The sequence below is a fragment of the Clavibacter capsici genome, from assembly GCF_001280205.1.
Classification (GTDB): Bacteria; Actinomycetota; Actinomycetes; order Actinomycetales; family Microbacteriaceae; genus Clavibacter; species Clavibacter capsici.
Window position 1 is genome coordinate 2,609,629 of the sequence record NZ_CP012573.1, and the last position, 13,000, is coordinate 2,622,628.

Here is a 13,000-nt window from a genome sequence, read left to right on the forward strand (position 1 = left end):
CCTTCGAGTGGGGATGAGTGGTCCGCGCACGCCCCGAGACGCGCACGAAACCTCAACATACCCCGGGTATTCGCCCTGAGATAGGGCCCGTGTTACCGCCGTGTAACAGTTGCCGGAGGCGGTCGGATCCCCGTCACATCGGCGTTCTCGCCGCGCTCGGCCGAGCCTGCCGCCTCCGTGCGGATACCTCGCGCACACCAGGCGTCCAGGTGGGCGTCCGGTCGGATCCGGCACGGCGTCCGCCCGCGCACGACGGAGGGGCGGGTGCCACCGGCACCCGCCCCTCCGCCTCTCCCGCGGGTCAGCCCGCCACGTGCCACGTCCGCGCGGGGCTCGTGCCGGTGCCGACCATGTGGTCGCCGGGGTAGGACGCCTCGACGGAGTGGTCGCCCGGCTGGATGCCGGAGACGTCGACGCGCCCTGTGCCCGACCCGTCGAGCGGGACCCGGTACGTCCGCTCATCGACGGTCAGGCTCGCCGTCCCCGTGGCCGCCTGGGGCGCACCGCTCCGGACGGCGACCTCCACGCACGCGGTCCCGGCGGGCGCGCCGGGCGGCGTGGTGAGCGTCAGGCGGACGTCGGGCGCGTACCGCACGGTGACGGGCGCGCTCGTGGCGACCCCGGTCGCGCCGCCCGGCGCGGTGGCCGTCACGCGGGCGGTCAGCGCGGTGCCGGCGAGCGCCGACGTGACGCGGAGGGACGAGCCCGTCGCGCCGCCGATGGCCTTCCCGTCGGACAGCCACTGCGTGGCGAAGGTCGCGCCCGCGGGGGTCCACGTGCCGGTCGACGCGGTCAGCGTCTGCCCGACGTCGGGGGTGCCGCTGATGACCGGCGGCTCGCTCGCCACCGGCGCGACGGCGGCGGCCGGCGTCGTCACGTCCACCAGGGTGGTGGCGTCGGATCCCGTGTACGACACGAGCCCGACGTACCGGGACCCGGCGTCGAGGCCGGACCACGACGCGGCGTACGTCGCCTTCCGCCCCTGCGTCACGCGCAGCTGCGCCGGCGTCACCGCGAACGCGCCCTTGCCGCCGCTCGCGCCGACGTCGTAGCGGGTCAGGTCGAAGTCGGCCTTCTTCGCCGATCCCGCGACGGTCTCCGCCTCGACGGTCGCCACGTAGTCGCCGGCCTCCGGGGCGGGCACCACGATGCGCTCGGAGAGCGACGGCGTCAGCTGGATGTCCACCAGCGTGCGCTTCCCGTCGGCGCCGACCCGCTGCAGCAGCAGGGCCAGGTCGGAGGCCCCGTCGCGCGGCGTCGCGTCGAGCACGAGCGCCTTCTCGCCCGCGGCGACGGTGAGGGGCATCTCGAAGTCCTCGTCCTTCTCGAGCGATCCGGTCGGTCCCGACTTCGGTCCGGACGGGTCGTGGAGGAGCTGCCCCTGCGCGAGCCCGGAGGTCGTGAGCCCGATCCGGCCGGTGACGCCCGCGGTCACGGTGACGCCGACCTCGCCCGCCGTCCCGCTGCCCGAGACCGACGACGGCGCGTCGAGCTCCCTCGGCCGCACCGCGACGGGGCTGCGGACCGTGCCGCCCGCGCCCGACCACGTGAGGGATCCGGTCGTCCAGGCGTCCAGCGCGGCGCCCGCCTTCGTCGTGACGCGCACCTGGAAGGAGCGCGTCTGGCCGGGCCGGGTGAAGCTCAGCCTCGCGGGCGTCACCTTCACGTCCGCGCCCGTCACGCCCTGCACGGACGCGGTCCAGGTCCCCGCGGACTGCGAGGTGACGGTGCGCGTCACGGTCGCGCTGCCGACGAGCGAGCCGACCGCGATGCTCGGGAGGTTGAGGTCGGACACGGGCACGGGCGCCGCCGGATGCGGCAGCTCCAGTCCCGTCTGGGCGGCGTATCCCGCCCAGTCCCGCGGGCCGCTCGCGTAGACGAGGCCCGGGTGGAGGTACCGGCCGGGAGCGATCTCGCCCGCCCCCTGCGCGAACGGATCCGTGACGGGCTTCCCCTGCGCGTCCACCGTGTCCGTGGCGGTCGTCATCATCGCGGACTTGATCTCCGCGGGCGCCGCCTTCGGGTGCAGGCCGAGGTAGTCGAGCGCGAACCCGGCGATGTGCGGGGAGGACATCGACGTGCCGGAGAGCACGGCGAACCCGGGCTTCCCGTCCACGTCGGCGTAGGCCGCGGGGATGCCCGCGCCCGGCGCCGTGATGTCCGGCTTGATGATGTCGCCGTCGTCGATGGACTCCGGCCCGCGCGAGCTGAAGCCCGTGACCTGCGGGGCCGGGCGCTCGACGCCCGAGGTGTTGCCGGGGGTGAGCGTCGCCGTGGCGCCGGCCTTCGCGGCGTACGCCACGACGGCGTCCCGCGCGTCGACGTCGAGGTGGACGGTCGGGACCGTGTGGGTGTCGAGGTCCTCGGAGTCCGCCTTGACGTTGGTGAGCACCATGCCGATGCCGCCCGCGCGGCGCACCTCGGCGCTCTTCGCGATGCGGGCCGAGACCCCGCGGTCGCACTGCACGATGCGGCCCGTCACCTTGGCCGGGTCGAGCGTGCCCTTCCCGCAGAGCTCCGGGGACTTCGCGCCTGCGACGCCCGAGTCGGCCGCGCGCACGAGCGGGCCCGACACCGCGGAGGGCACCGTGATGGATCCGCCCGAGTACTTCCGACCGTCGCCGAGCGTCACGGTCGCGGAGTAGTTGTCGGGGACGCTGCTGGCCGCGACCGTGGTGATCCACGGCTCCATGTTCGCGACCGTCCCGGCGTCGGGGCCGCTGTTGCCGGCGGATGCCGCGACGAAGACGCCGGCGCTCGCGGCACCCAGGAGGGCGCGCTGCTCCTCGTCCGACGCACGTCCGTCGCTGCCGAGCGACATGTTGATGACGTCCGCGCCGTCGGCCGTGGCCTGGTCGATGGCCGCGATGATGTCGGACAGCTGGCACCCGTCGTCCGTCTCGACGTCCGGGTCCGGTCCGTCCCAGCACACCTTGTAGGCGGCGATCTTGGCGGCCGGGGCGACGCCCGCGATGGTGTCGAGGGTGCGGCCCTGGATGACGGCTGTGACGTCGGCGTTCCCCGCGGCCGTGCTGGCCGTGTGCGTGCCGTGCCCGTCGGTGTCGCGCGGCGAGCGCTTCTCCTCCGGCCCGATCGGGTCCGTCTTCAGGTCGCGGCCGGCGATGTAGGAGCGCGCGCCGATGAGCTTCGTGGAGCAGTCGGCGGCCGTGAAGCCGTCGCCCGTCTCGCACGTGCCGTGGAAGACGCTGCCGTCGGCCTTGCGGAACGCGATGCCCTTCCCGTCGCGGTACGGCTCGGCACCCGGGGTCGTCCCGAGGGGCTTCCCCGCGAAGGACGGGTTGTCGGGGGCGATGCCGGAGTCGATGTCGGCGATCACCGTGCCGGCGCCCGCCTTCCCCACGCCGCCCGCTGCCGCCCACAGCCCGCGGTCGCCCTCGAGCCCGAGGGAGCGGGTCGCGGGCGTGGACTGCATGTGCAGCGTCTGGTCGGGCTCGACGCTCAGGACGTCGGCGGAGTGCCCGAGCGCGCGGACCTGCGCCGCGGTGAGGTCCGCGGAGAACCCGTTCGTCGTGAGCGAGTACTCGTGCGTGGGGGTGGCGCCGACCGAGTCGGCGATGCCGTGCTGGGTCCGGGAGAGGTGGTCGGAGTAGCGCTCCACGGCGTCCGACTGCGCGTCCAGGCGCGCGCCGGGGTCGACCTTCGTGCGCGCCAGCCCGTCGAGGGTCCCGTCGTAGGTGGCCGCCGGCTGGTCCTTGAGGGTGACGAGGTAGTGGCCGTCCCCCGCGTCCACGGGCACGGACGCCCGCGGCATCGTGGCGGCCCCGGCGGCGGAGCCCCCGGCGGCGACCAGCGCCACGGCGAGCGCGCAGGCCACGATGGGCCGGGCCTGGCGCAGGCGGCGCCTCCGCTCGGGCGGGATCGGGTCTCGGTGGATGGGCATGGCTGTTCCCTCCTGTCGCCGGCTGGCCGGCATCCGGATCCGCGGCGCACCGCGTGCGCTGCACGGCGGTCGCCGCCGTCGCGGACTCGCGTCGTCGACGCGTCGGGGAGAACCGTAGGGAGGAACCCGCGGCATCCGGGCGCCCTCTGCACACGCCGTCAGCGCCCGGGGACGCGAGAGGCCCCGCCCCCGGATCGGGGCGGGGCCTCTCGGCGTGCGGCGGCGTCGGCGCGCCGCCCCGGGGATCAGGCCAGGCGCGCCTGCAGGTTGTCCGCGAGCGACGCGAGGAACTCCTCGGTCGTCTGGTACGGCTGGTCCGGTCCGACGAGGAGCGCGAGGTCCTTCGTCATCTTGCCGCTCTCGACCGTCGTGATGACGACGTCCTCGAGGGTGTCCGCGAACGTCGCGAGCGCGTCGTTGCCGTCGAGCTTGGCGCGGTGCGCGAGGCCGCGCGTCCAGGCGTAGATCGACGCGATGGGGTTCGTCGACGTGGGCTTGCCCTGCTGGTGCTGGCGGTAGTGGCGCGTGACCGTGCCGTGCGCGGCCTCCGCCTCGACGACCTTGCCGTCGGGGGTGGTGAGCACGCTCGTCATGAGGCCGAGCGAGCCGAAGCCCTGGGCCACGGTGTCGGACTGCACGTCGCCGTCGTAGTTCTTGCAGGCCCAGACGTAGCCGCCCTCCCACTTGAGCGAGGCGGCGACCATGTCGTCGATGAGGCGGTGCTCGTAGGTGAGGCCCGCGGCGTCGAACTGCTCCTTGTACTCGGCCTCGAAGACCTCCTGGAACAGGTCCTTGAAGCGGCCGTCGTAGGCCTTGAGGATCGTGTTCTTCGTGGAGAGGTACACCGGGTAGTTCCGGGCGAGGCCGTAGGAGAGCGACGCGCGCGCGAAGTCGCGGATCGAGTCGTCGAGGTTGTACATGCCCATCGCGACGCCGGATCCGGGGCTCTGGAACACCTCGAACTGCTGCGGCTCCGAGCCGTCCTTCGGCGTGAAGGTCATCGTGAGCGTGCCCTCGCCCTCGAAGCGGAAGTCGGTGGCGCGGTACTGGTCGCCGAACGCGTGGCGGCCGACGATGATCGGCTTGTTCCAGCCGGGCACGAGGCGCGGGATGTTGCTGATGATGATGGGCTCGCGGAAGATCGTGCCGCCCAGGATGTTGCGGATGGTGCCGTTCGGCGAGCGCCACATCTTCTTCAGGCCGAACTCCTCGACGCGCGCCTCGTCGGGCGTGATCGTGGCGCACTTGACGCCGACGCCGTGCTTCTTGATGGCGTTGGCCGCGTCGACGGTGATCTGGTCGTCGGTCTCGTCGCGCTTCTCGATGCCCAGGTCGTAGTACTCGAGGTCGATGTCGAGGTACGGGTGGATGAGCGTGTCCTTGATGGACTGCCAGATGATGCGCGTCATCTCGTCGCCGTCGAGCTCGACGACGGTCCCCTCTACCTTGATCTTCTCCACGAAGTCCTCCTCATGCTCGTCGGTCGCCTCCGTGCGCGTCTCCGTCGGCGCGCGCCGGGTCCGGCTCGTCGCCGGTGGATCCGTCCGCCAGCCTACCCGCCGACCCCTGTCTCTCGACATCGAGACATCGGCGAGGCGGCCCTCGGCGAGGCGCGCGGCCACCTGGTCCGAGGGGGATCCGCCCGATACCCTGTGCCCATGAGCGACATGAGACTCGAAGAGCTGAGCGCCCGCACGATCGTGGCGGCCAACACGCTGACGCTCAAGCCGGGGCAGGAGAACTACGTCGCCCCCGTGTCGCACTCCATCGCCGAGGCGTACGTCAACCCCACCACCGCCTGGCCCCGCGTCGTGATCGAGGACGAGGAGGTCGTCGGCTTCATCATGGGCAACTTCGATCCCGAGGCCCACGAGGAGATCTTCCGCAGCTGCATCTGGCGCATCAACGTCGACGCGGACGCGCAGGGCCACGGCGTCGGCCGCTTCGCCGTGCTCTCCCTCGCCGACGAGGCCCGCTCGCGCGGCTTCGACCGCCTCACCGTGGTGTGGGAGCCGGGCGAGGACGGCCCGGAGGAGTTCTTCACGCACGTGGGCTTCGAGGTCATCGGCGAGACGCAGTACGGCGAGGCCATCGGCGCGCTGGCGCTCTAGCGCGTGGCCGTCTTCGCGACGCCCGGCGAGTTCACCGACCGCGTCCTCGAGGTCGTGGCCGAGATCCCGTCGGGTCGCGTCATGACCTACGGCGACGTCGCGGCCGTCTTCGGCCGCCGCGGCGCCCGCGCCGTCGGCATGGTGATGCGCTACCACGGCTCCGGCCTCCCCTGGTGGCGCGTCCTCCGGGCGGGCGGGCACCCCCCGACCGGCTTGGCCGACGAGGCGCGGCCCCGCTACGAGGCGGAGGGGACGCCGCTCGTCGCGGCGCCGACCGACGCGGGGTACCGGGTCGACCTCGAGGCGGCGCGCTGGTTCCCGTGATCCGCTGACGACCGGCGGCCGCCACCCGTCCGCCGGTCGACCGAGCGCGGATCATGCTCCGGGACCACGGTCGGGGCCTCGCGGCCGACGCGCGGCGCGCCCCGCTCGGCTGGACTGGGAGCATGCCCCGTCCCCGGTCCGCCCACCCGCTCGCCGCCCTCCCGCTCGCCGCTGTCCTCGTGCTCGCCCTCGGCGGCTGCGGCGCGGCGAGCGCCGTCGGCAGCATGACCACCCCGGCGGACGCGCGCGTCTACGCGACGGCGGCGGACGCCGACGGACGCATCCCGCGTGGATCCCCGCCGACGCGACGGACATCCGGATCAAGACGTCGCTCCGCGGGGAGGGCGCCATCCTCGGCTTCCGCTCCGCGACGCCGGCCGACCGGCTGGGCTGCGACGCCGCGCCCGCCGACCCGGCCACGCCCGCCCTGCAGGACACCTGGTGGCCGGATCCGTCGCCCGCCGCCACCATGACGTGCGGCGACGGCTGGCTGGCCGCGGCCGACGGGGACGCCGTGCACGCGTGGCTGCCGAAGGGCTCCCCGGCGCTCGACCTCTGATCGGGCCGGCGCCGGGGCCCGTCAGACCAGCGACTCCCGCCAGGCCGCGTGCAGCTGCGAGAACCGGCCGGTCCCCGCGATGAGGGACTCCGGCGTGCCGTCCTCGACGATGCGGCCCTGCTCCATCACGAGCACCCGGTCGGCGATGGCGACGGTCGACAGCCGGTGCGCGATGATGATCGCCGTCCGGTCCGCGAGCAGCGTGGTGAGCCCCTGCTGCACGAGCCGCTCGCTCGGGATGTCGAGCGAGCTCGTCGCCTCGTCGAGGATCAGCACGGCCGGGTCCGCGAGGAAGGCCCGCGCGAACGAGATCAGCTGGCGCTGCCCCGCCGACACCCGGCCGCCGCGCTTGTTCACGTCGGTGTCGTAGCCGTCCGGCAGCGACTCGATGAAGGTGTGCGCCCCCACCGCCTCCGCCGCCTCCTGGATCTCGCGCCGCGTCGCGTCGGGCTTGCCGATCGCGATGTTGTCGGCCACGGAGCCGGAGAAGAGATACGCCTCCTGCGTCACCATGACGATGGCGCGGCGGAGGTCCTTCGGGTGCAGGTCGCGGAGGTCGATCCCGTCGAGCGCCACGCGGCCGTCGGACGGGTCGTAGAACCGCGAGATGAGCTTCGCCAGGGTGGTCTTGCCCGCACCGGTGGATCCGACGAGCGCGATGGTCTGCCCCGCCGGCAGGTCGAGGTCGAACCGCGGCAGGATCGTCTTGCCCTTCCCGTAGCCGAACTCGACGCCCTCGAAGGAGACGTGGCCCGTGGACTCCCACAGGTCGACCGGCTCCACGGGATCCGGCACGCTCGGCTCCTCCTCGAGCACGCCCGAGATCTTCTCGAGCGCGGCCGACGCCGACTGGTAGCTGTTGTAGAACATCGCCATGTCCTGCGCCGGCCCGAAGAACTGGCGCGTGTAGAGCACGACCGCGAGCAGCGCGCCGATGCCGAGCTGCCCGTCCGCGACGCGGAGGCCGCCGACCAGCAGCACGACCGCCACCGTGACGTTGCCGATGAGGATGAGCCCCGGGTCGAAGACGCCGAACACCTGGATCACCCGCATGTTGGTGTCGCGGTACCCCTCGACGTGCTCGGAGAACTCGTCCGCGTTGCGCTTCTCCTTGCGGAACGCCTTCACCGCGCGGATGCCCGTCATCGTCTCGACGAAGTGCACGATCAGCCGCGCGGACTTCACGCGCGTCTGCCGGAACAGCGCCTGCGACTTCACGGCGAACCACAGGCTCAGGAAGAACAGCGGCACGAGCGCGGCGAGCAGCACGAGGCCGGACACCCAGTCGAACGAGAACAGCGCGATCGCGGTGAACGCCATGTAGAGCGCGCCCTGCACGAGCTGGTTGATGCCGCCGTTGAGGAGCTCGCGGATCGAGTCGAGGTCGCTCGTCTGGCGGGAGATGATCCGGCCGGACGTGTACGTCTCGTGGAACTCCAGGCTCAGCTTCTGCGTGTGCAGGAACATGCGCTTGCGGAGGTCGATGAGGATCTCCTGCGCGATGCGCGCCGACATCACCTGGTACTTCGCGACGAGCACGGCCCCCGTGATCGCCACCAGGACGTAGGCGCCGATCACGAGCGCGAGGCCCGTGAAGTCGCCGGTGTCCAGGAGCGCCGGGAGCGCGCGGTCGAGGCCGATGCCGATGAGGGCGGGCCCGGCGACGTTCGCCGCGGTCGCGACGAGGATCGTCACGGCCGTGAGGATCAGCGTCTGCTTGACGGGCTGGACGGTGCTGACGAGCAGCCGCGTCGACCGCCGGCGGATCTGCTTGCTCTCGGCGCGGGAGAAGTCGTCCCTCTCCTCGCCGGTGACCCCGGTGACGCTCATGCTGAGGCCTCCTCGCGCACGGTGTTCCCTTCCACGTCCAGGCTCGAGATGACGAACCGGTAGTGCTCGCTCGTGGCGAGCAGGTCGGTGTGCCGGCCGACCGCCGTGATGCGGCCGTCCTGCATGAGCGCCACCCGATCCGCGAGCATCACGGTCGAGGGGCGGTGCGCCACGATCAGCGCGGTGGTGGACGCGAGCACGCGGCGCAGCGCCGCCTCGACGAGCGCCTCCGTGTCGACGTCGAGCGCCGACAGCGGGTCGTCGAGGACGAGCACGTCCGGCGCCGCGGCGACGGCGCGCGCCAGGGCGAGCCGCTGGCGCTGGCCGCCGGAGAGGCTGAGCCCCTCCTCGCCCACGGTCGTCTCGACGGCGTCGGGCAGGTCGCGCACGAAGCCGGCCTGCGCGATGTCGAGCGCCTCCTGCAGCACGCGCTCCGCCTCCGGCCCGCCGTCGGCGAGGTCCGGCCGGCCGAGCAGCACGTTGTCGCGGACGCTCGAGGAGAACAGCGTCGCGTCCTCGAAGGCCATGGCGATCCGGCTGCGCAGCTCGTCCAGCCGCAGGTCGCGGATGTCCACGCCGTCGAGCTCGATGCTGCCGCCGGTCACGTCGTACAGCCGGGTCGTGAGCGCGGTGAGGGTGGACTTGCCGCAGCCGGTGACGCCGACGAGCGCCATGGTCTCCCCCGGCTGCAGGTCGAGGTCCACGCCGTCGACGAGGTCGGCCTGGTCGCCGGCCGCGTCCTGGTACCGGAAGCGGGCGCCCCGGAAGACGAGGTGGCCCCGGGGCTCGGCGATGCGCGCGGGCTCGTCCGGATCCGTGATGTCGTCCTCCTCGTCCATCACCTCGAAGTAGCGGTCGATGGCCGTGCGCGCGTCGAAGGTCATCGAGAGCAGGAAGCCGATCGACTCGATCGGCCAGCGCAGCACCGCCGCGGTCGCGAAGAACGCGACGAGGTCGCCCACCGAGATCTCCCCGGCCGACGCGAGCAGCACGCCGCCGAGCAGCGCGAGCGCGAAGGTCAGGTCGGGCACGAGCAGCAGCCACAGCCAGATGCCCGCGATGGCCTTCGCCTTCTTGATCTCGGTGCCGCGCAGCTCCTCCGCCTGCTCGGCGAAGGCGTCGTGCATGTGCTTGCCGCGCCCGAAGGCCTTGAGCACGCGGATCCCGTGCACCGACTGCTCGACGCTGGTCGCGAGGTCGCCCGACTGGTCCTGGCTGAGCCGCGCGACCGAGGAGTACTTCTGCTCGAAGAGGTAGCCGTACACCCACAGCGGGATGGAGCAGACGAGGAAGCCGAGCCCGAGCCGCCAGTCGATGGAGACGAGGAAGCCGATGCCCACGAGGATCGTGAGGATGTTGACCACGAACAGCACCAGGCCGAACGCCATCCACCGGCGGATGAGGTTCAGGTCGCTTACCATGCGCGACAGCAGCTGCCCGCTCTGCCACCGGTCGTGGAACGCCACCGGGAGCCGCTGCAGCTTCCGGTAGAACGAGTTCCGCATGTCCGCCTCCATGAGCGTGCCGGGCTTCAGCACGAACCAGCGGCGGAGGGCGATCATCGCGGCCTCGAGGATCCCGAGGCCGAGGATGAGGAGCACGGCGGGTACGACGGCGGCGGAGTCGCCGTCGCCGAGGGGGCCGTCGACGAGGCCGCGGAGCACCTGCGGGATCACGAGCGAGAGCAGCGATCCGACGAGCGCGACCACCATCCCCGCGATGATGCTCGGCATGGCCGGGCGCGCGAACGGCAGGAGCCGCATGAGCACGGCGACGGTCCCGGGGCGGGGACCGTGCCGGTCGGAGGCCGCCGGGTCAGGCGATGCGGGCGGGGAGGTGGACACGTGTGATTCCTTCGGTAGACCCGGCCGATGCGCGGCCGGGCGTGCGGTGAGGCCGCGCGCGTCGGGACGCGGGCGGCGGAGGTTCGTGGGCGGGAGGTGCCGACGCAGGCGGGGGACGCCAGCGCCGATCGACGGCGGACGCCTGAGCTCCTGCGCTCGTGGGGTGGGAGTGGACGGGGCGACGGCATCGTCGGATGCCGCGCCCGGAAGGGCGGCCCGCTCGCCGGGACGACGGGCGTGGAACGGACGCCGGAGCGCCGGCTGGGCCCGTCTAGCGGGCGCGGCCGGGGAACGCGGGAGCGAGGCGCGGGGACGCGGCGCCGATGATCGAGGTCGTGCGTGCGTCTGTCGTCGATGTCGTGGTCATGACACCCTCCCTGGCTGCGTATGCGATTCACGTCTGGGCCGCACCGTTGGACCACCGGGGTGGCCGCGCCAGGCAGCCTTTCAGGATAGGGAGCGGAGGAGGGCACGCACAAGGGCCCGGCCCGCATCCGAGGATGCGAGCCGGGCCCAGGTCGATCGTGGACGCGTCAGCCGATGCGCACCGACAGGCACGTGACGCAGCCCTCGAGCTTCTCGAACTCGCTGACGTCCACCTGCACGATCTCGTAGCCGAGACCCCGGAGCAGCTCGGCGGTGCGCGGCGCCGCGGCGGAGATGAGGAGCGTGTCCTCGTCGAGCGCGACGACCGCGGCGCCCTCCGCCTCCGGCACCGCGAGGAAGGACGGGAACAGACTCGGCTCGTCGACGTGCGGCTCGTAGCCGATCACCGTGCCGTCGGGCAGAGCCGTCACCTGCGACTTGAGGTGCAGCGTCCGGCTCACCGGCACGCCGACGACGCGGTACCCGAGCGGACGGGCGATCTCCCGCAGCCGCCGGATGCCCGCGGCGTTGGTCCGGGTGCTGGCACCCACGTAGATCGTGCGGCCCACCTCGAGGACGTCACCGCCGTCGATGGTGGCGGGCAGGTCGATGGAGGCCACCGTCAGGTCCAGCTCCTCGAGGGCCCGCTCGACGCCGGTGCGCTCCCCGCGCCGGGAGTCGGCACCGGAGGTGAGCAGCACGGCGGTGTCACCGAGGACGAGGACCGCGTCCTCGACGAAGACGGAATCGGGGTGGTCGTCGGCCGGCGGCACCTCTCTCGTGGACCACCCGTGCTCCTCGAGGGCGAGCACGTACCGCTCCCACTGCTGATCCGCGAGCTCGGCGTCGACGGCCTGGCACTCCCGGTGCGTCAGCTCCCCCTCGACCAGCCGCGAGGACGGGATGCGCACGAGGGCGACGCGCTCGCGCGGCGAGGCGTCCGGGCTCCCCGCCAACCGGATCCACAGGCGCCGGCCCAGGAGGACCGAAGCGAGGGACACCCCGAGGACGAACATGAGGTTGAGGCCGAGCAGCGTCTCCAGCAGCGGGCCCACGATGTCGCCTGTCACGGTCGCACCCTGTCCGAGCGCGCCGATCAGGCTGCCCACGAGCGCGCCGATGACGGCCGCTGCCACGGACCCGACGATGGTCGTCCACAGGCGCCGGTAGAACCCCGCGCCGGCGAGGGCCGCGAGGAGGACGAACGCGACGAGGGTGTGCACCGTCCAGTAGTCGAGGAGCGTCACGAGGACGGCCGCCCCCGGCTGGTTCGCGCTGAAGAGCGTCAGGACGCTGAAGAGGAGACCCAGGATCGCCGAGACCCCAGCGGCGACGAGGGCGGCCGAGAGCGCCCGGGCGAACGGCGTGCCGGTGGCACCGGAGCGCGAGGAGCGGACCGGGTTCCCGGGGGAGCTCACCGGTCGCGTCACTCGCGTCCCGCTCTCGGAGTGCTCCGTGCGCCCGTCGATGACGTCGGGCTGGTCGGACAGGTCGGATGTGCGGTCGTTCTCACGGGGATCGGTCACGACCCACGACCATAACGGCCACCTCGATGAACGCCATGTGAGGGGGCTGAGTGGAGCGGCACAGCGGCGGGGACCCGCGTCGATGGACCTCCGCGGAGATGCCTGCGCGCCATGCGGGGACGGACGGCGAGAATGTGACGCCAGCCGCAGTGGACACCAGCAACACCGGCACGAAGGACGGGGGCCATGTGATGGACCATCAGCGCTGTGGGCCTCTGTTCCGGGTCGAGGACCCGGATCGACCACGCACCAGGCACGATGAACGTCAATCCAGGCAAAAGCAGGACGCGCCGGCTCTGGCGCCTCAGCAGCATGCCGTCTTCGCAGCTGGACCCGGGCATGGGCGTTAACGCAGAAAGGCCCGCCGCACGAAGTGCGACGGGCCTCCCCAATCAATCAAGTTAAGTCCGGCGGTGTCCTACTCTCCCACAGGGTCCCCCCTGCAGTACCATCGGCGCTGAGAGTCTTAGCTTCCGGGTTCGGAATGTAACCGGGCGTTTCCCTCTCGCTATGGCCGCCGAAACACCTCATACACACCC

7 protein-coding genes and 1 rRNA gene are annotated in these 13,000 nt (G+C 72.6%); 2 read left to right on the forward strand and 6 right to left on the reverse strand.

The genetic code is table 11. From position 1 onward, the window contains the following. Window positions 1-301 precede the first annotated feature (301 nt). Window positions 302-3,901: a S8 family serine peptidase gene (locus tag AES38_RS12205; RefSeq protein WP_053775211.1), complete on the reverse strand. Its 3,600-nt coding sequence runs from the start codon at window positions 3,899-3,901 to the stop codon at window positions 302-304. A 245-nt stretch (window positions 3,902-4,146) separates the two neighbouring features. Beyond that, the gene (locus AES38_RS12210; protein WP_053775212.1) at window positions 4,147-5,361 is read right to left on the reverse strand and encodes an NADP-dependent isocitrate dehydrogenase; all 1,215 of its coding nucleotides are present in this window, start codon (window positions 5,359-5,361) and stop codon (window positions 4,147-4,149) included. Window positions 5,362-5,559: 198 nt separating this feature from the next. On the opposite strand from AES38_RS12210, the gene AES38_RS12215 reads away from it, so the two are divergent. Together AES38_RS12215 and AES38_RS12220 are read left to right on the forward strand one after the other, a co-directional pair. Further along, window positions 5,560-6,012: a GNAT family N-acetyltransferase gene (locus AES38_RS12215; protein ID WP_053775213.1), complete on the forward strand. Its 453-nt coding sequence runs from the start codon at window positions 5,560-5,562 to the stop codon at window positions 6,010-6,012. A 3-nt stretch (window positions 6,013-6,015) separates the two neighbouring features. Further along, entirely contained in the window at window positions 6,016-6,336 is a 321-nt protein-coding gene (locus AES38_RS12220) for an MGMT family protein (RefSeq protein WP_053775214.1), read from the forward strand. A 580-nt stretch (window positions 6,337-6,916) separates the two neighbouring features. Here AES38_RS12220 and AES38_RS12230 read toward each other — a convergent pair. The 4 genes from AES38_RS12230 to rrf all read right to left on the reverse strand — a co-directional run bounded on the left by AES38_RS12230 (window position 6,917) and on the right by rrf (window position 12,983). Next, window positions 6,917-8,725, reverse strand: a complete 1,809-nt coding sequence (locus tag AES38_RS12230; protein WP_053775215.1) for an ABC transporter ATP-binding protein — start codon at window positions 8,723-8,725, stop codon at window positions 6,917-6,919. After that, complete coding sequence (locus AES38_RS12235) at window positions 8,722-10,569, reverse strand: ABC transporter ATP-binding protein (protein WP_053775216.1); 1,848 nt, start codon at window positions 10,567-10,569, stop codon at window positions 8,722-8,724. Before AES38_RS12235 ends, AES38_RS12230 begins: the two co-directional genes overlap by 4 nt. Before the next feature lie 533 nt (window positions 10,570-11,102). After that, on the reverse strand, window positions 11,103-12,461 hold the full coding sequence (gene ddaH / locus AES38_RS16500; protein WP_280513957.1) for a dimethylargininase: 1,359 nt from the start codon (window positions 12,459-12,461) through the stop codon (window positions 11,103-11,105). Between the two features lie 405 nt (window positions 12,462-12,866). Next, window positions 12,867-12,983: ribosomal RNA gene (gene rrf, locus AES38_RS12245) — 5S ribosomal RNA — on the reverse strand. Between the last annotated feature and the right edge of the window lie 17 nt (window positions 12,984-13,000).

Bases quoted from the DNA above. Each gene is read 5' to 3' on its own strand.
- AES38_RS12205 (WP_053775211.1), bottom strand. From the start codon at position 3,901: ATGCCCATCCACCGAGACCCGATCCCGCCCGAGCGGAGGCGCCGCCTG.
- AES38_RS12215 (WP_053775213.1), top strand. From the start codon at position 5,560: ATGAGCGACATGAGACTCGAAGAGCTGAGCGCCCGCACGATCGTGGCG.
- AES38_RS12230 (WP_053775215.1), bottom strand. From the start codon at position 8,725: ATGAGCGTCACCGGGGTCACCGGCGAGGAGAGGGACGACTTCTCCCGC.